This window comes from Sphingopyxis sp. Root154, assembly GCF_001427105.1.
Taxonomy (GTDB): Bacteria; Pseudomonadota; Alphaproteobacteria; order Sphingomonadales; family Sphingomonadaceae; genus Sphingopyxis.
On the sequence record NZ_LMGI01000002.1, the window covers coordinates 432,323 to 451,166 of the forward strand.

General features: G+C 65.6%; 16 protein-coding genes. 13 read left to right on the forward strand and 3 right to left on the reverse strand.

Translation table 11 applies throughout. From position 1 onward, the window contains the following. Positions 1-15: 15 nt before the first annotated feature. The 4 genes from ASD73_RS07815 (at position 16) to rsmA (ending at position 5,654) form a co-directional block, all read left to right on the forward strand. Entirely contained in the window at positions 16-2,319 is a 2,304-nt protein-coding gene (locus ASD73_RS07815) for an LPS-assembly protein LptD (RefSeq protein WP_056371236.1), read from the forward strand. A 134-nt stretch (positions 2,320-2,453) separates the two neighbouring features. Further along, positions 2,454-3,794: a peptidylprolyl isomerase gene (locus ASD73_RS07820; protein ID WP_056371239.1), complete on the forward strand. Its 1,341-nt coding sequence runs from the start codon at positions 2,454-2,456 to the stop codon at positions 3,792-3,794. Positions 3,795-3,798: 4 nt separating this feature from the next. Continuing rightward, positions 3,799-4,818 carry a 4-hydroxythreonine-4-phosphate dehydrogenase PdxA gene (pdxA, locus tag ASD73_RS07825; RefSeq protein WP_056375977.1) on the forward strand — a complete coding sequence of 340 codons (1,020 nt, stop codon included), beginning with the start codon at positions 3,799-3,801 and terminating at the stop codon, positions 4,816-4,818. After that, positions 4,815-5,654, forward strand: coding sequence for a 16S rRNA (adenine(1518)-N(6)/adenine(1519)-N(6))-dimethyltransferase RsmA (gene rsmA, locus ASD73_RS07830; RefSeq protein WP_056371243.1), 840 nt, complete (start codon positions 4,815-4,817; stop codon positions 5,652-5,654). Before pdxA ends, rsmA begins: the two co-directional genes overlap by 4 nt. Before the next feature lie 7 nt (positions 5,655-5,661). Here rsmA and ASD73_RS07835 read toward each other — a convergent pair whose 3' ends face one another. The 3 genes from ASD73_RS07835 to guaB all read right to left on the reverse strand — a co-directional run bounded on the left by ASD73_RS07835 (position 5,662) and on the right by guaB (position 8,985). Further along, positions 5,662-6,213 (reverse strand): tetratricopeptide repeat protein, encoded by a 552-nt coding sequence (locus ASD73_RS07835; RefSeq protein WP_235534236.1) that lies wholly within the window; start codon positions 6,211-6,213, stop codon positions 5,662-5,664. Between the two features lie 11 nt (positions 6,214-6,224). Then, positions 6,225-7,415: an RsmB/NOP family class I SAM-dependent RNA methyltransferase gene (locus tag ASD73_RS07840; RefSeq protein ID WP_056371245.1), complete on the reverse strand. Its 1,191-nt coding sequence runs from the start codon at positions 7,413-7,415 to the stop codon at positions 6,225-6,227. A 112-nt stretch (positions 7,416-7,527) separates the two neighbouring features. Then, complete coding sequence (gene guaB / locus ASD73_RS07845; protein ID WP_056371247.1) at positions 7,528-8,985, reverse strand: IMP dehydrogenase; 1,458 nt, start codon at positions 8,983-8,985, stop codon at positions 7,528-7,530. A gap of 258 nt (positions 8,986-9,243) precedes the next feature. On the opposite strand from guaB, the gene ASD73_RS07850 reads away from it, so the two are divergent. From ASD73_RS07850 to ASD73_RS07890, 9 genes are all read left to right on the forward strand, one after another. Beyond that, the gene (locus tag ASD73_RS07850) at positions 9,244-10,608 is read left to right on the forward strand and encodes a sugar MFS transporter (protein ID WP_082521432.1); all 1,365 of its coding nucleotides are present in this window, start codon (positions 9,244-9,246) and stop codon (positions 10,606-10,608) included. Between the two features lie 22 nt (positions 10,609-10,630). Further along, positions 10,631-11,713, forward strand: coding sequence for an ABC transporter ATP-binding protein (locus ASD73_RS07855; RefSeq protein WP_056371249.1), 1,083 nt, complete (start codon positions 10,631-10,633; stop codon positions 11,711-11,713). 117 nt (positions 11,714-11,830) lie between these two features. Further along, positions 11,831-12,868 (forward strand): LacI family DNA-binding transcriptional regulator, encoded by a 1,038-nt coding sequence (locus tag ASD73_RS07860; protein WP_056371251.1) that lies wholly within the window; start codon positions 11,831-11,833, stop codon positions 12,866-12,868. Positions 12,869-12,884: 16 nt separating this feature from the next. Beyond that, on the forward strand, positions 12,885-14,159 hold the full coding sequence (locus tag ASD73_RS07865) for an extracellular solute-binding protein (protein ID WP_235534237.1): 1,275 nt from the start codon (positions 12,885-12,887) through the stop codon (positions 14,157-14,159). After that, the gene (locus tag ASD73_RS07870; protein WP_235534241.1) at positions 14,156-15,052 is read left to right on the forward strand and encodes a carbohydrate ABC transporter permease; all 897 of its coding nucleotides are present in this window, start codon (positions 14,156-14,158) and stop codon (positions 15,050-15,052) included. Before ASD73_RS07865 ends, ASD73_RS07870 begins: the two co-directional genes overlap by 4 nt. Next, entirely contained in the window at positions 15,049-15,864 is an 816-nt protein-coding gene (locus ASD73_RS07875) for a carbohydrate ABC transporter permease (RefSeq protein WP_056371256.1), read from the forward strand. The genes ASD73_RS07870 and ASD73_RS07875 overlap by 4 nt, the downstream gene beginning before the upstream one ends. Continuing rightward, positions 15,861-16,637 carry an alpha/beta hydrolase-fold protein gene (locus ASD73_RS07880; RefSeq protein WP_056371257.1) on the forward strand — a complete coding sequence of 259 codons (777 nt, stop codon included), beginning with the start codon at positions 15,861-15,863 and terminating at the stop codon, positions 16,635-16,637. Before ASD73_RS07875 ends, ASD73_RS07880 begins: the two co-directional genes overlap by 4 nt. Beyond that, positions 16,634-17,980, forward strand: a complete 1,347-nt coding sequence (locus tag ASD73_RS07885; RefSeq protein WP_056371260.1) for a GH1 family beta-glucosidase — start codon at positions 16,634-16,636, stop codon at positions 17,978-17,980. Before ASD73_RS07880 ends, ASD73_RS07885 begins: the two co-directional genes overlap by 4 nt. Beyond that, complete coding sequence (locus ASD73_RS07890; protein WP_056371261.1) at positions 17,977-18,843, forward strand: endonuclease/exonuclease/phosphatase family protein; 867 nt, start codon at positions 17,977-17,979, stop codon at positions 18,841-18,843. The genes ASD73_RS07885 and ASD73_RS07890 overlap by 4 nt, the downstream gene beginning before the upstream one ends. The last annotated feature ends 1 nt before the right edge of the window (position 18,844 follow it).

Consider the following 18,844-nt stretch of genomic DNA (forward strand, 5'->3'; position numbering starts at 1 on the left):
GGACAAAGGGATTAAATGAGCTGGGCTTTGTTCCATCGGGCAGCGCGTGCGCGGCCGTTCTGGCTGGCGACGGCGAGCGGCGCGGCCTTGGCCGCGTGCCCGGTGCTGGCCCAGACGAGCGACGAATCGACCCAGTCGGCAGAGGTGACGGGGCAGCCCGACCTGCAAACGCCCGACGTCGTCCCGACGACGACCGATGCCCCAGCGGTCAAGAGCGAAGACCAGATCGGTTTCGCGGCCGATAATCTGAACTACGACAGCGACACCGAAGTCGTCGTTGCCGAGGGCAATGTCCAGATGAACCGCGAAGCGGTCGAGATGCGCTCCGACAAGGTCACCTGGAACCGGAAGACGGGCCAGGTCTTTGCCGAGGGCAATGTCGTTATCAAGAACCCCGAAGGCGACACCGCCTATGGCGACAAGATCGAGCTGACCGACACGCTGCGCGACGGCGTCGTCGAAAACATGCTCGTCGTGCTCGACAATGGATCGCGGCTCGCCGCGGTCAAGGGCACGCGTTTCGACAACGGCAATATCGAGCTGGAGAACGCCGCCTATACCCCTTGCCCGGTCGAGGACGACGAAGGCTGTCCCAAGAACCCGAGCTGGCAGATTCGCGCCGTAAAGGTGATGTACGACCGCGCGAAGAACAAGGTCCGCTACAAGGGCGCGCGCGTCGAGATTTTCGGCCTGCCGCTGATCCCGCTTCCCGGCCTCAGCCATTCGATCAACAATGAGCCGAGCAGCGGCATATTGGTGCCCGAAATCCGGCTCGACCGCAGCAACGGCTTCGAAATCGCGGTTCCCTATTATCTGCGGCTCGCGCCCGACCGCGACATCACGATCACCCCGCACCTCTACACCAGCGCGGCGCCGATGATCGAGGGCGAGTTCCGCGCGCTGACCGACATCGGGTCGTTCCGCATCAACGGCTATGCGACCTATGGCTCGCTCGTCCCGTTGACCGGCGAGGACCCTGACAGCGAAAAGCGCTTCCGCGGCTACCTCGAGAGCGCGGGCAAGTTCCAGTTCGACCCGCATTGGAGCCTGACCTATTCGGGCCGCATCGCGACCGACCGCACCTTCATGCGCCGCTATGACATCAGCCGCGACGACCGGCTGCGCTCGACCTTCGAGCTCGAGCGGATCGGCGGAAATTCCTACCTGTCGATCGCTGGCTGGGCGACGCAGACGCTGCGCGTCAACGATATCCAGGGGCAGCAGGCGATCGCGCTGCCGATCATCGACTATCGCCAGCGGCTTGCCGATCCGATCTTTGGCGGGCAGTTCGAACTGCAGCTGAACACGCTCGCGATCGGCCGCACCGCGGGCCAGGACACGCAGCGCGCCTTTGCGGGCGCGCGCTGGGATTTGCGCGGACTAACCGGACTGGGCCAGGAAGTGACGCTGACCGCGTTGGTGCGCGGCGACGTCTATCACAGCGACGAAAATCTGCTGACCGCGATCCCCGGCTATCGCGGCAAATCGGGTTGGCAGGCGCGCGGGATCGCCGCGGTCGCGGCCGACATGCGCTGGCCTTTTGTCGGTGAATTCGCGGGCGGCACGCAAACGCTGACCCCGCGCGTCCAGCTCGTCGCTACCCCGCCGATCAAGAATATCGACATCCCGAACGAGGATTCGCGCGCCTTCGACCTCGAAGACAGCAATTTGTTCGCGATCAACCGCTTCAACGGCCACGACCGGTTCGAGGACGGCGCGCGCATCACGTACGGCGTCGAATGGAATTACAGCCGGCCGGGGTTCAACATCAGCAGCGTCGTCGGCCAGAGCTATCGCCTGTCGGACAAGCCCAGCCTGTTTCCCGACGGCACCGGGCTGACCGACCGGACGTCCGACATCGTCGGACGCACGACGGTTGCCTATCGCGATTTCCTGCGCCTGACCCACCGCTTCCGGCTCGACAAGGACAATCTGGCGGTTCGCCGCAACGAATTCGACGCGACGATCGGCAGCCGGTCGACCTATGCTGTGCTCGGCTATTCACGACTCAACCGCGACATATTGCTTCTCGGCGAAGAGTTGCAGGACCGCGAGGAGGTACGCGCCGGCGGCCGCGTCGCGTTCGCGAAACACTGGTCGCTGTTCGGTTCCGCCATCGTCGATTTGACGCAGCGGGTCGACGATCCACTGAGCGACGCCGACGGGTTCGAGCCGATTCGCCACCGCCTCGGCGTCGCCTATGACGACGAATGCCTGTCGATCGCGCTGACCTGGCGGCGCGACTATGCCGACACCGGCGACGCGAAGCGTGGGAACAGCTTCTCGTTCCGCATCGCGTTCCGCAATCTCGGGTTCTGACCCCATTCGCTCAGCCTAGGTTCAGCGTCTGCGGCCTATGTCCCGCCATCAAACGGTCTATATGGCGGATTGCGCTGGACCATCGGGCGTTTCCGCTGATACGGAGCGTCCGGACTTTCTCGAATAGGGTAAAGATGACCAAATTTTCGACCATGACCGGCCTGATCGCCCTGGCCGCCGTCGGCGTAACGCCCGTGCTGGCCCAGACCGTTGCCGACAGTGACGTGCCGACGACCAGCCTCAACATTCCGGGCAATGTGCAGCTTTTCGGCGATGCAAAGCCGAACGTCTATCGCCCCTCCGCCACCGTGAATGGCGAGATCATCACCGCGACCGACATCGAGCAGCGCATGGCGCTGATCCGTATCGCCAACAACAATGTCGAACTGCCGCCCGAGGAAGTCCAACGGTTGCGCAACCAGGTGTTCAGCAACCTGATCGACGAAAAACTGCAGATTCAGGAAGCCAAGGCGGCAGAGATCACGATCGACGAGAATGTCGTCAACGATCAATTCGCCCGCCTCGCCACGCGCTTCAAGCAGACGCCCGACCAGTTTTCGACCTACCTGACGTCGAAAGGTTCGTCGGCTGCGGCGGTGAAGCAGCAGATCCGCGGCGAATTCGCCTGGGATCGCCTGTTGTCACGCAACATCCAGTCGACCACCAACGTGTCGACCGAAGAGGTCAAGATCGTCGCCGATCAGATGACCGGGACCAAGGGGCAGGATGAGTTCCACCTCGGCGAAATCTATCTGTCGACAACGCCCGAAACCGCCCCCGCCGTCACTGAAAACGCGAAGAAGATCATTCAGGCGTTGCAGGCGGGCGGCAGCTTCGCCGCCTATGCGCGCCAGTTTTCGGAAGCATCGACCGCCGTCGTCGGCGGCGACCTGGGCTGGGTGAAAGCCGGCCAGCTGCCCGGATCGATGGGCGAAGCCGCGACGCAAATGCAGCCGGGCCAGCTCGTCGGCCCTGTCGAGGTGCCGGGCGGCATCTCGATCATGCTGATGATCGACCGGCGTCAGGTGCTGACCGCCGATCCGCGCGATGCGATCCTCAGCCTGAAACAGATATCGCTCGATTTCCCGGCGGGCACCACGCAAGCGAAAGCTTCCGAACTGGCGAGCCAGTTTGCCGATAAGACGCGCGGCATCGCCGGTTGCGGCGCCGCCGACGCGGTGGCGCAAAGCCTCGGCGCCGCGGTCGTGTCGCGCGACAATATCGAGATGCGCGCGCTGCCCGCCCCGCTGCAAGCGACGCTGGCCAACCTGCAGATCGGCCAGACGACGCAGCCCTTTGGCGCTGCGAACGAAGGCGTCAGCGTTCTCGTGCTCTGCGGCCGCGACTTGCCGCAGACCGCGACCGCCCCGAACCTCGAGCAGATCGAACAGAAATTGCTGGAAGACAAGGTCAACAAGCGGGCCCAGCGCTATCTGCGCGACCTGCGCCGGGATGCCGTGATCGAATATAGCTGACCCTATGCCTGATTTCAGCAATCGACAGCCGATCGCGGTTACCATGGGTGACCCGGCCGGCGTCGGCCCCGAAGTTGCGGCCCGCGCATGGGCCGCGCGCCGCGAAAACAACCTGCCCCCCTTTGTCGCCATCGGCGATGCGGCTGCGATCACCGCCGTCTGGGACGGCCCGGTCGCACGCGTCGGCGATATGGACGAGGTGGTGCGGGCCTTTGGCGATGCCCTGCCCGTATGGCATCTGGAGGACAGCGGCCCGCTGACCCCCGGCGTACCGACCCCGGCGGGGGCAACCTGCGCGCTCCATGCGCTCGAAACCGGTATCGGGCTGACCCGCAACCAGGCGAGTTCTGCGCTCGTCACGGGATCGGTGTCCAAATATGCGCTGCACGGCATCGGCTACACGCACCCCGGACAAACCGAATTCATCGCCGAACGCTGCGGCGTCACCGCGACGAATGCCGTGATGATGCTGGCGGGGCCAAGCCTGCGCGTCGTGCCGCTGACCGTGCATATCCCGCTGTCCGAAGTGTCCGAGCGGCTGACGGTCGAGCTGATCGTCGCCAAGGCGCGGATCGTCGCGCGCGGGCTGCGCCGCGATTTCGGAATCGACGCGCCGCGCATTGCGCTGGCCGGGCTCAACCCGCACGCGGGCGAGAGCGGCCAATTGGGCAGCGAAGAAGAGCGCATCATGGCGCCCGCGGTCGCGCAGCTTGCCGAGGAAGGGATCATCGTCGACGGCCCGCTCGCCGCCGATGGACTGTTCGCGCCCGCCATTCGCGCGAACTATGATGCGCTGCTCTGCCCTTATCACGATCAGGCGCTGACGCCGTTCAAGGCGCTGCATTTCCACGACGGCGTCAATCTGACACTCGGCCTGCCGATCATCCGCACCTCGCCCGACCATGGCACGGCGTTCAATATCGCAGGCACCGGCACCGCCGACCCGGGGCCGACGATCGCCGCGATCGCGATGGCCGCCCAGCTCGCCGCCGCGCGCGAGCGCAGCTACGCGCCGGCGAAGTGACGGTCGAGCCTCAGCTTCCGCTACCGCCGCTTCGCGAAACGGTGCGCACCCACGGCCTGCAGGCGAGCAAGGCGCTGGGGCAGAATTTCCTGTTCGACGAACAATTGCTCGACCGCATCGCGGCGATTCCGGGCGATCTCGATGGCGCCACGGTGTTCGAGGTCGGCCCCGGTCCCGGCGGGCTGACGCGCGCGCTGCTGCGCGCGGGCGCAAAGGTAATCGCGGTCGAGCGCGACGACCGCTGCCTGCCTTTGCTCACCGAACTCGGCGACGCCTTTCCGGGACAGCTGACGGTGATCGCCGACGACGCGATGGCGGTCGACGTCGACGCGCTGACCGGCGGCGCGCCCTATCATATCGTCGCCAACCTGCCCTATAATGTCGGCACCGCGCTGTTCACGCGCTGGCTGGAGCCCGCGGCCTGGCCGCCGCGCTGGGTGTCGCTAACGCTGATGTTCCAGCTCGAGGTCGCCGAGCGGATCGTCGCGCCGGTCGGGGCCGACGCCTACGGGCGGCTGGCGGTGCTCGCGCAGTGGCGCTCCACCGCGAAGATCGCGATGAAAGTCCACCGCTCGGCCTTCACCCCGCCGCCGAAGGTGATGTCGGCAATCGTCCATGTGACGCCGACGCAGCAGCCCGAGGGCGTCGCCCCGAAACTGCTGTCGAAGCTGACCGAAAAGGGATTTGGCCAGCGGCGCAAAATGCTGCGGCAAAGCCTGAAGGGCGTAGAGGGCGCGGTTGCCGCGGCCGAGGCGCTGGGGATCGAGCCGACGCGGCGCGCGGAGACGGTGAGCGTTGCCGAATGGGTGGCACTGGCGCGCGCGCTGGGCGCCTAGCCTACTATCAATTCTTGTTGCTGGTCGTCCCGACGGTTGCGACAACGGGCTTCGGCACCAGCACTTCGGCGGCGACAACGCGCTTCGATGCGCTCGACGCGATCGTCTTTTCCAGCGCCGCGACCTGCGGGCATTTATCGCTGCACACGCGCTGCGCTTCGGCCAATTTCTCACGGGCGAGTTCGAGCGCGCCCTTGTCGGCGAGCGCTTCGCCCTGCCCGGTCAGCGCGACAATGTCGTTGGGTTCGAGCACCAGCGCCTCGCGATAAAGACCAATCGCCTTGCCCGGCAGCCCTTGCGCGCGCGCAACCTGCGCCAGCGCGATGATCGCCGACCGGTTGCGCGGATCGGCGGCGAGCGCCGATTCATAAAAACCGATGGCGGCATCGAGATCGCCGGCGTCCTGCGCCTTTTGCCCGTCGTGCTGGAGCGCGATCGAGCGCGGGAAAATGTCGTTGTCGGCGCGTTGCGCATCGGACGCTGTGGGCAGGCTGGCGAGGATCACACCCGCAGTTAGAGCCAAAAAGCCGACGCGCATCGCATTCTCCCATCGCTTCATTACATGCGATGCTAACATGGTGCCGTCAGTCGTGCGAGAAAAAATCCGTCGCAGCCGTCATGGCCCGGCGTCATCAGATACCCCGCCCCCGCCGCGCGGCCGACGCCATCGGGAAGATAGTCGTCGTCAGCCGTCCAGCCGGGATGCCGGTTCAGAAAATCGTCCACCTGTGCCCGCCCCTCGCGCGTGATGATCGAGCAGACAGCATAGAGAAGTTTGCCGCCCGGCGCCACAAGATCGGCACCGATATCCATCAGCTTCGCCTGTTCGGCGACATGTCGGTCGAGCCGCGCGGGGGTCGAGCGCCAGCGCAGTTCGGGGCTGCGCCGCCAGGTGCCGCTGCCCGAGCAGGGCGCGTCGACGATGACGCGATCGGCCTTGCCCATCCGGTCGGCGAGCATCGCGCGCTCCTGCCCCGGATTGAGCAGCAACGTTTCGATCGCGGTTGCCCCGGCGCGGTGCGCGCGCGGCGGCAATTGCTGAAGCCGCGCGCGATTGGTGTCGCACGCGAGAATCGCGGCTTCGTCATTCGTTGCCGAAGCGATTGCGAGCGTCTTGCCGCCAGCGCCGGCACACAGATCGATGACCACCTGCCCCGCTTCAGCGTCAAGCGCGGCGGCGGCATATTGGCTTGCCGCGTCCTGCACCTCGAACTGGCCCTCGGCGTAGGAGCTGTGCTGGACCGCCGCCGTTTCGCCGGGCAGGCGCCAGCCGTCGGCAAGGCCGGCAATCGCTTCGCCGTCCGGAAAGATCAGCGCGAGGTCGTCGCGGCTGGAACGCAGCCGGTTGGCGCGCAGGTCGAGCGGCGCGCGCGCGAGCATCGCCTCGCGCTCGGCCTTGCCGACCAGCGGGTCAAAGAGTTTCATGAGCGCGGTGGTGGCGATCCCGGTTTCGGCGCGTGGTTCGTCGGCGATAATGACTGCCGGGCCATAGGATGCGCCGTCGAACAGCGCCGCGAGTTCGGGGTCGGCGTCGGCAAGCGCAAGCATCGCGGCGCGGCCCGAGGCCGGCACCGACCGCACGCTGCGGATCGCATCATAGACATGATTGCGGATCGCGCGGCGGTCCTTTGACCCCGCATAACGGCGCGCGCGCATCGCCTCGGCAAAGATCGCGTCGGCAGGCGCCCCGCCGTCACGCGCGGACCTGGCGATGACATCGAGGATTTCGATAGCGGTCTGGACGCGCGCAGCCGGGGTCATAAGTTCAACCTTTCTTCCCCGTCATGGCGAGGAGCGAAGCGACGAAGCGATCCTGTGCGGCACCTATCCGCCTTGGATTGCTTCACTGCGTTCGCAATGACGACGGGGCAGATTACCCCGCCGGATAGTTCGGTGCTTCGCGCGTGATCGCGACGTCGTGGACATGGCTTTCGCGCAGGCCCGCGTTGGTGATGCGCACGAATTTGGCGCGCTCGCGGAAATCCTTGAGCGTGCGGCTGCCGGTATAGCCCATCGCCGCCTTCACGCCGCCGACCATCTGGTGGATCACATCCTTCGCGGGGCCCTTAAACGGGACCTGGCCCTCGATCCCTTCGGGAACCAGCTTCATCTGGTCCTTGATGTCCTGCTGGAAATAACGGTCGGCCGAGCCGCGCGCCATCGCGCCGACGCTGCCCATGCCGCGATAGCTCTTATAGGTGCGTCCCTGATAGAGGAAGGTCTCGCCCGGCGCCTCGGCGGTGCCCGCGAGCATCGATCCGACCATCACGCTCGACGCGCCAGCCGCCAAAGCCTTGGCGACGTCGCCCGAGGTGCGGAGGCCGCCGTCGGCGATCACGGGCACGCCGAGCTTCGACGCCGCTTCGACGCTGTCGAGGATCGCGGTGAGCTGCGGCACGCCAACGCCCGCGACGATGCGCGTCGTGCAGATCGAGCCCGGACCGATGCCGACCTTCACGCCGTCGGCGCCCGCGTCGATCAGCGCGCGCGTTGCGTCGCCGGTGGCGACATTGCCCGCGAGCACCTGAACGCGGTTCGACAGTTTCTTGATCCGCGCGACGGTCTCGCCGACACCCTTGCTATGGCCGTGCGCGGTGTCGACGACGATCAGGTCGCACTCAGCCTCAAGCAGCGCCTCGGCGCGTTCGATGCCGCTGTCGCCGGTGTTCGTCGCCGCGGCGACGCGCAGGCGGCCGCTCGCATCCTTCGTGGCGTCGGGGAAATTCACCGCCTTTTCCATATCCTTGACGGTGATCAGGCCAATGCAATGATAGTCATCGTCGACGACGAGCAGCTTTTCGATGCGGCGCTGGTGGAGCAGCTTGCGCGCCTCGTCCTGCCCGACCCCGGCGCGAACGGTCGCGAGATTTTCGGCTGTCATCAGTTCGCGGACGGGCTGGCCGGGGTTATCGGCGAAGCGCACGTCGCGGTGCGTGAGAATGCCGACGAGCTTGCCGCCGGTCTCGACGACGGGGATGCCCGAAATCCGGTGCTGGTCCATCAGCGCGATCGCATAGGACAGCGGCGCGTCGGGGGTGATGGTGATCGGGTTGACGATCATGCCGCTTTCGAAGCGCTTGACCTGGCGCACCGCGGCCGCCTGTTCCTCGATCGTCAGATTGCGGTGAAGGACACCGATGCCGCCGATCTGAGCCATCAGGATCGCCATGTCGGCCTCGGTCACCGTGTCCATCGCCGAGGAAAGGATCGGGATGTTGAGGCTGATTTCACTGGTAAGCTGGGTCGACAGGTTCGCGTCCGACGGCAGGATGTCCGACGCGCCGGGCACCAACAGCACATCGTCGAAGGTCAGGCCGGTGATGATTTCCATGGGTGCCACTTTCTGGTGCGGGCGGCGCCTGTCCCGGTTTTCCGGCGGCACACGCGATTCGTTTGGTGGCGGCCCATGTAACCAGTCGCGCGCGGGCGCGCCAGTGGGTGACGAACGATTATTTCGCGTGGCGCAGGATCATCAGTGGGAGCACAGTAACGGAAGCCAACAGTCACCAAAATGTAACCGGTTGCATTGCCTCGGACCGCTCGTTAGACCGCTGCGCATAACATAGTTTCGGCGAAGAGGATATTCCGGATGAACGTGCCCAGCCAGGCAACCACCCAAGGCGGCGGTCGCTCGAATGCCATGGCGGCATTTGCCGCGGTGACCGTGCTTTTCTTCGCCTGGGGCTTCATCACCTCGCTCATCGACCCGCTGGTCGCCGCGGTGAAGGGCATCTTCACATTGAGCGATGCCGAGGCGCAGCTGTCGGCCTCGGCCTTCTTCATCGCCTATGGCCTGATGTCCTTTCCCGCCGCCGCGCTGATCGCGCGCTTCCATTCGGTGCCGTCGATCCTGACCGCGCTGTCGACGATGGTCGTCGGCTGCCTCGTCATGCTCGCCGCGGCGAACCTCGCGATCTATCCGCTCGTGCTCGCAGGACTCTTCATTCTCGCGAGCGGCATCACCATCCTGCAGGTCGCGGCGAACCCGCTCGCGGCGGCGCTGGGCGACCCGAAACGCAGCCATTTCCGCCTGACCTTCAGCCAGACATTCAACAGCTTCGGCACTTTCCTCGGCCCGCTGATCGGCGCGCACCTGTTCCTCGAGGGCGTCGAGGTCAAGGAAGGTACGGTGGTCACCGAAGCGGTGCGCGCGCAGGCGCTCGCCGGGATCGATTCGGCCTATTTCTGGATCTGCGGGCTGATCGTCGCGCTCCTGCTGTTCTTCTGGGTCAGCCGCCGCATCGTCAACGAAGCGGTGCCCCCCGCGCCGATCGGCGAGCGCGTCGGAATGGGCGAGCTGATCCGTGAAGCTTTTTCGTCGCGCTGGGCGCTGCTCGGCGGGCTTGCGATCTTCCTCTATGTCGGGGCCGAGGTCGCGATTGGAACGCAGATGGCTTTGTTCCTCAACAGCAATGCAATCTGGGGACATTCGGACGCCGCCTTTGGCACGTTCGGCTGGATCATGGGCAATGACGGTGTCCCCGGCGTTTCGCTGCAAGAGGCCGGCAAGGCCGTCGCGCTTTACTGGGGCGGCGCGATGATCGGCCGCGCGATCGGATCGGTACTGCTCGCACGCTTCTCGGCATCAAAGATGCTCGTGGCCTTCACCGCCCTCGCCGCGCTGCTGTGTCTCTATGTCGTCCTTGTCGGCGGCGTGACAGCCGGTTTCGTCGCGCTGTCGATCGGCCTTTTCAACTCGATCATGTTCCCGGTGATCTTCACCCTGACGCTCGAACGCTCGACGGCGCGCGCCGAAGCGACGTCGGGACTGCTATGCACCGCGATCGTCGGTGGGGCGGTGATCCCCTATTTCATCGGACTGCTATCGGGCTCGGTCGGCTATGCCGCTGCGCTGATCCTACCCGCTGCCTGCTATGTCGCGCTGTGCGTCTTCGCCATCGCCGCCGGAAGGGCGCCCGCCCGGCAGGCGAGCGCGGGCGTGACCGTTCACTGAGGGCTTAAGAGCGAGGGGAGCCATGGCCGGACTGTCGATCGAGGACGCGCGCAAGAGCTTCGGCACCACCGAGGTGCTGAAAGGCGTGTCGATCGACGTCGCCGATGGCGAGTTCACGGTGATCGTCGGCCCGTCGGGGTGCGGCAAGTCCACGCTGTTGCGGGCCGTGGCGGGACTGGAGGAACTGACCGGCGGTAGCATCGTCATCGGCGACCGCAACGTGACCAGCCTGCCGCCGTCGGATCGCGGCATCGCGATGGTCTTCCAATCCTATGCGCTTTACCCGCACCTGACGGTGCGAGAGAATATATCGTTCGGCTTGAAGATCGCGAAGGCGGCGAAGGCCGAGATTGACGAGGCCGTCCGCCGCGCGGCGGAAATATTGAACATCGAGGCGCTGCTCGATCGCAAGCCCGCTGCGCTGTCGGGCGGGCAGCGACAGCGCGTCGCGATCGGGCGTGCGATCGTGCGCCAGCCGCAGATATTCCTGTTCGACGAACCGCTGTCGAACCTCGACGCTGATTTGCGCGTCCGGATGCGTTACGAATTCGCCAGCCTGCACCGCCAACTCGGCACGACGACGCTCTATGTCACGCACGATCAGGTCGAGGCAATGACGCTCGCTGACCGGATCATCGTGCTGCGCGACGGGCGGATCGAGCAGGTCGGTACGCCGCGCGAACTCTATGCGCGGCCGGCGAACATCTTCGTCGCGCAATTCCTCGGCACGCCGCGGATGAACATCCTTACGGCGACCGTTGGCACGGATGGTCGCGCGCTGCTGGAAGACGGGCGCAGCATCGCCCTGCCCCCGCTCACCACGGCGCCGACGGCGGGAACACCGCTCTGGATCGGTATCCGGCCCGAGGACATCGCGATCGGCGATGCGCCGGACGCGCTGCCTTTCACAATCCGCTTCATTGAGCGGCTCGGCGGGCTCGCGACGCTGCACCTCGGCGGACGCGAAAGCGATGAGCCGATCGCGTGCCAGCTCCGCGACGACGGCAGCCTCGACGAGGGCGACACGGTCCTCGCCTCGCTGCCACCCGCGCATCTGCATTTGTTCGGTGCCGACGGTCAGGCGCTCCGGACGGCGGGGGAATGACCTTGCATTTCGCTCGTGTAACCGGTTACTCTGACAAGGCTTCTGCGCCCGGCATGGATAAAAATACAGAGTCGCAACAGCGGCTTGGCGCCATTTGAGGGAAAGGGGCCCGACGGCATGGCTACATTGAGGGACGTCGCCCGCGAAGCGGGGGTTTCGGTGGCGACGGCATCGCGGGCAATCAATGGGCTCGGCAATGTCACGGCGCCGACAAAAGCGGCGGTGATGGCCGCGGTCAAGAAGCTGAACTTCGTCCCGCACAGCGGCGCACGCAGCCTGACACGGCGCAAGACCGATACCGTCGGCGTCATCCTGCCCGACCTGTTCGGCGAATTCTTCTCCGAAATCATCCGCGGCATCGACCTGGTCGCGCATGAATCGGGCATGCACCTCTTGCTCGGCAACATGCACGGCAGCACGCACGAAACCGCCGCCGCGATCGCCGCGATGCGCGGGCGCGTCGACGGGCTGCTCGTGATGCCGCCAGACGTGAACCCCGACCAGCTGTCGGGCTATCTCGACCCCGCGCTGCCGACCGTGCTCCTGAATTACGACGCGGGCTCCCTCGATCTGCCCTTCGTCGCGGTCGACAATTATCGCGGCGCCTATGCGATGACCGAAGCTTTGCTCGAACGCGGCGCGCGGCAGATCGTCCATATCGCGGGGCCAAAGCATAACCGCGACGCGCGCGACCGCCAGCGCGGCTTTGTCAATGCGATGGCGAAGATCGCGAAGATTTCGAACCCCGCGATCCTGCCCGGCGATTTTTCGGAAGAGAGCGGCGCGCAGGCCGGCCGGTTGCTTGTGCAGGGACAATTGCCCGCCGACGCCGTCTTTGCCGCGAACGACCAGATGGCGGTCGGGCTTATGGCGGAGCTTGCCAATGCGGGAAAGTCGGTCCCGGGCGACGTGTTGGTGGCGGGGTTCGACGACATCCCGCTCGCGCGCCACCTCAATCCATCGCTGACGACGATGCAGGTCAAGATCGACCGGCTGGGGTCGACCGCGATGATGATGTTGCTGCGCATCCTTCGCGGCGAAACGCTGGGCGGCGCGAGCGCGACGATCCTGACCCCGACGCTGGTGGCGCGGGGAACCACGCGCAGGGCTGCAATCCCTGCGGCTGTTGCCGCAGCGGGAGCCTTGCCGACATGATGCAACCGGCGCAGCCATGCCTATGCAGCTGACGCGGCGTCATCTGACGGGCGCGCTCGCGGCGCTGCCCCTTGCTTCGCTGCTGACCGGCTGCGGCCCGCGCGGCGATGCCACCCTGACCGTCTGGGCGATGGGCAATGAGGCGGCGAGCCTGCCTGAACTGCTTAAAACGATCGACTGGCCCGCTGGCGCGCCGCCGATCACCATCCAGCCGCTACCCTGGACCGCGGCGCACGAAAAATTGCTCACGGGCTTTGCGGGCGGGTCACTGCCTACAGTCGGTCAGGTCGGCAACAGCTGGATCGCCGAACTTGCAGCGATCGGGGCGATTGCGCCGGTTCCCGATCGCGCGCTCGGCCTCCTCGACGACCAGTTCGGCGCGGTGGTCGAAACCAACCGGATCGCGGGACTGGCGTGGGCGATCCCCTGGTATGTCGACACGCGGCTGCAATATTACCGCAAGGATCTGTTCGCGCGTGCCGGATATGATGCGCCGCCGGCGGACTGGGCCGGATGGAAGACCGCGCTGCACAAGGTGAAGCGTCAGGTCGGCGCGGACAATTACGCGCTGCTCTATCCGCTCAACGAATATGAGCAGCTGACGACGCTCGCGCTATCGGCGGGAGCGCGGATGCTGCGCGACGACGGCGCGCGCGGCGCCTTTTCGGACCCCGCGTTCAAGGCCACGCTCGCCTTTTACAAATCGCTGTTCGACGAGAGGCTGGCGCCGCTGGCATCGTCGGCGCAGATTTCGAATGTGTGGGACGAGTTTGCGAAGGGCTATTTTAGCCTGTTCCTGTCGGGCCCGTGGACGATCGGCGATCTGAAGACCCGCCTTGCCCCCGCGATGCAAGACAATTGGGCAACCGCGCCGAACCCCGGCCCCGACGGCATCGGATCGGCGGCGCCGGGCGGATCGAGCCTCGTCGTATTCGCGGGTAACGACCAAGGCGATGCGGCATGGGATCTGGTGTCGCGGCTGATGGCGCCCGGCGCGCAGCTCAAATTCCAGCAGCTCACTGGCGACCTTCCCGCACGGCGGTCGGTGTGGGCGAAGGCGGGGCTGGCGGACGACCCGATCGTCACCCCCTTCGCGACCCAGCTAGACCATGCGACGCCGCTGCCCAAGGTGCCCGAATGGGAGCGCATCGTCACTGAGATGCAGATCGTCGCCGAGCGCATGGTGCGCGGGCAATATAGCGTCGACGAGGCCGCGAAGGAGATCGACGTCCGCGCCGACCGCCTGCTCGAAAAGCGGCGCTGGATGCTGGACAAGGGACGTGCGCTGTGAGCGCGGCTGGGCGAGCGAGCGAAGCGCGTGCGGGCTGGGCGATGTCATCGCCCGCACTCGCCGCGATCATTCTGTTCTTCGTCCTGCCGGCAATCGCCTCACTGGCCCTGAGCTTCACCGATTTCGACATCTATGCGCTCGCCGACATCGGCAATCTGCGCTTCGTCGGTTTCGAGAACTACGAAAGACTGCTCGCTAACCCTCTGTTCTGGAAGGCCGTTACCAACACGCTGCTTTTCGTTGGATTCGGCGTGCCTTTTATCGTCACGCTGTCGCTGTTCGCAGCGATGCTCGTCAATTCGCGCTGGCTAAAATGGCGACCGGTGTGGCGCGTCGCGCTGTTTGCGCCCTATGTCACGACGCTCGTCGCGACCGCGGTGGTGTGGCGCTATTTGCTCCACACGCGCTACGGCCTCGTCAATTACCTGCTCTCGCTGTTCGGCATCGCGCCGATCGACTGGCTCGGCGATCCGCATGCGTCGCTGCCCGCGATCCTGATCTTCGTCGGGTGGAAGACCTTCGGCTATAATATGATCATCTTTCTCGCCGCGCTCCAGACGGTGCCGCGCGAACTCGACGAGGCGGCGCGGATCGATGGCGCGGGCTGGTTCACGCGGCTGCGTCACGTCACCCTGCCCGCGATTGCGCCGACGGTGCTGCTGGTATCGGTGCTGACCGTCGCGGGCATGTTCCAGCTGTTCGCCGAACCCTATGTGATGACGCAGGGCGGCCCCGCCCAGTCGACCGTCACCATCCTCTATTTCATGTATGAGGAAGGGTTCAAATGGTGGAACCTCGGGTCGGGGGCCGCGGTCGCTTTCCTGCTTTTCCTGTGCATCCTTGCGGTGACTTTGGTGCAGTTGCGGCTGGCGAAGCGAAGTGGTGCGATATGAGCCTGCGCCGCTGGTCCGTCACCCTGCTCGCCGCGCTTGTCGCGCTGCTGACCATCGCGCCCTTGCTGTGGATGCTCTCGGTCAGCTTCATGGCGCGCGGCGAGGCGTCGCAATTCCCGCCGCCCTTGCTGCCGAGCGACCCCAGCCTCGACAATTACCGCATGTTGTTCGGCAGCTTCGGCATCGGCCGCTTTCTGCTCAACAGCCTGCTGATCTCGACGCTCGCCACCATCCTTGCGCTGCTCTTCACCATTCCGGCGGGATACGCATTCGCCAAGCTGCGCTTCAAGGGCCGCGACGCGACCTTCCGCCTGCTCGTCGCGGCGCTCGTCGTGCCGGGGCAGATCGGGATGCTGCCGCTGTTCCTCGAACTCAAGGCATTGGGGCTCGTCAACAGCTATGCCGGGGCGCTGGTGCCGTGGCTCGCGGGGATTTTCGGCATCTTCCTTGTCCGCCAATATTGCCTGTCGATCCCCGACGAGATGCTCGAGGCGGCGCGCATCGACGGCGCGAGCGAAGCGCAGATACTCCGCCGCATCGTTCTGCCGATCCTGACCCCGATCATCGTCACGCTCGCGCTGTTCGTCTTTCTCGGCAGCTGGAACGATTTCATGTGGCCGCTGATCATCCTCGCCGATCAGGACCTCTACACGCTGCCCGTCGCGCTCGCCGCGATGAGCCGCCAGCATGTGCAGGACAATGAGCTGATGATGGCGGGCGCTGTTGTCACGACCCTGCCCGTGCTGATCCTCTTCCTCGCGCTCCAGCGCTTTTACCTGAGCGGCCTGCTGACCGGGAGCGTGAAGGGATGAACCGCAACAAGGATGCACTGATGCGATATTGGACTGCGGCACTGCTGGGGCTTGCCCTCGCCGCCTCGCCCGTCGCCGCGAAGACCAAGCCCGTGCCGGTCGAGGGGCAGACGCCGCAGGCGGCGATCGAGTCCGGCAATTATCCGTACCAGCTGTTCGTGCCCAAGGGCTATCTGACCGACACGGCGAAGCAATATCCGCTGCTGGTCTTCCTCCACGGATCGGGCGAGCGCGGCGACGATGTCGCGAAGGTAAAGGTCCATGGCCCGCCGAAGGTCGCCGAGCGCGACCCCGCCTTCCCCTTCCTCACCGTGTCGCCGCTGCTCGGCACCGATCAGGATTGGGACATCGAAAAGCTCGACCGGCTGGTCGACCATATCGCGAAGAATTATCGCATCGACCCCGCACGCATTTACCTGACCGGCCTAAGCCGCGGCGGGCATGCGAGCTGGCGCTGGGCGATCGCCGAGCCGCAGCGGTTCGCAGCGGTGGCCGCAGTCGCCGGGCGCGGCAATCCGGGCGAGGCGTGCCGTCTGATGGACCTGCCCGTCTGGGCCTTTCACGGCGACCGTGACGATGTCGTTGTCCCCGAAGGCAGCTTTGCGATGGCGCGCGCAATTCGCGCGTGCGGCGGCCGCAAGGTGCGGCTGACCATCTATCCCGACCTTGGCCACAATGCCTGGGATCCCGCCTATGACGACCCGGCGCTCTATGCCTGGCTCCTCGAACAGAAAATCTCCTCCCCAACGATTGCCGACAAGGACAAGAAATGACGCAGACTGTTTTTCCCGACGATTTCCTGTGGGGCGCGGCGACCGCCGCCTATCAGATCGAAGGGTCGCCGCTCGCCGACGGTGCGGGCGCGAGCATCTGGCAGCGATTCAGCCACGACCCGCGGCTGATGGCGGTCAAGGGCGACACCGGTGACGTCGCGTGCGACCATTATAACCGCATGCCCGCCGACGTCGCGCTGATGAAGGAACTCGGGCTCAAAGCCTATCGCTTCAGCGTCAACTGGGGCCGCGTGCTGCCCGAAGGGACCGGGCGCGTGAACGAACCCGGCCTCGACTTTTACGAGCGGCTGGTCGACGAATTGCTCAAGAACGATATCGAGCCGTTGCTGACGCTGCACCATTGGGACCTGCCCGCCGCGCTCGACGACAAGGGCGGCTGGCTCAATCGCGACATCGCCGGCTGGTTCGCCGACTATGGCGCGGTGATGTACCGCCGCCTCGACGGGCGCGTGAAGAAATGGGTGACGCTCAACGAACCTTGGGTGATCACCGATGGCGGCTATCTCCACGGCGCGCTCGCGCCCGGGCACCGCAATCTGTTCGAAACGCCGATCGCGAGCCACAATCTGATGCGCGCGCACGGCGCGGCGGTTGCAGCCTATCGCAGCGAAGGCGCGCACGAGATCGGCCTTGTCGTCAATATCGAACCCAAATATCCGGCGAGCGACAGCCCCGAGGACATCGCCGCAACCGCGCGCGCGCATGCCTATATGAACCGCCAGTATCTCGACCCGGCGCTGAAAGGCTCCTACCCCGCCGAACTCGCCGAGGTGTTCGGCGAAGCTTGGCCCGAATGGTCGGCTGAAGACCTGAAAGCGATCAACCAGCCGGTCGATTTCATCGGGATCAACTATTACACGCGCAACGTCGTGAAGGCCGACCCGAACCAGTGGCCCGTCGGCGCCTCGCCGGTGAAGCAGATCGCGACGCACACGACGACCGACTGGGAAGTCTATCCGCCCGCGCTCACCGACATGCTCCTCTGGTTCCGCGACACCTATGGCGATATTCCCGTCTATATCACCGAGAACGGCGCGGCCTTCTACGACCCGCCAACCGCAGGTCCCGACGGGATCGACGATCCGCTGCGCTGCGACTATTTGCGTACGCACATCTCGGCGATCGGCGACGCGATCAGAAAGGGCGTCGATGTGCGCGGCTATATGGCGTGGTCGCTGCTCGACAATCTCGAATGGTCGCTGGGCTTTTCGAAGCGCTTCGGCATCGTGCATGTCGACTATGAGACGCAGGTCCGCACGCCGAAGCGCAGCGCGCGTTTCTACAGCAGCGTGATCGCCTCGAACGGAGGAAACCTCGGATGAAAAAGCTCCTGATCCTCGCCGCCGCGGCGCTGCTTGCCCTCCCCGCCGCCGCGAAAGAACGCGCCGATCATTATGAGGCGATGACCTACAATATTCGCCTCGATCTCGCGTCGGACGGCGACAACGCCTGGCCGCACCGGCGCGCGGCACTGATCGCGCTCGTCGCCTATCAGGCACCCGATTTCGTCGGAATGCAGGAGGTGCTGCAGCACCAGAAACAGACGGTCGAGGCCGATCTGCCCGGCTATCAATTCGTCGGGGTCGCGCGCGACGACGGCAAGGAAAAGGGCGAATATTCGCCGCTGGGTTTCCGCCGCGACCGCTTCGCCTTGGTCGGATCAGGCACTTTCTGGCTGTCGCCGACACCCGATACGCCGAGCAAGGGCTGGGACGCCGCGCTGCCGCGGATCGCGACATGGGCGCGGCTGCACGACCGGGCGGCGAAACGCAGCTTGCTCGTCGTGAACACCCATTTCGACCATATCGGCGAGGTTGCGCGCCAGGAAAGCGCCCGCCAGATCCGCCGCTGGATCGACGGGCAGCGCAAGCCCGGCGAAACCGCGGTGCTGATGGGCGATTTCAACAGCCCCGCGACGAGCAATCCCTATGCCGCGATCGTCGAGCCGGGCAAGGGCGCGCTCCGCGACAGCCGGATCATCAGCCGCACGCCGCATTACGGCCCGCTCGGCACCTTCACCGGCTTCAAGATTGCGCAGATGGACCCGAGCCCCATCGACCATATCTTCGTCAGCGACGATGTGCAGGTGCTGCGCCATGCGACGCTGACCGACCAGAATGGCGGCAAGCTGCCGTCGGATCATTATCCGGTGGTCGCCGACCTGTGCATCGGAAAAGGCTGCTGAA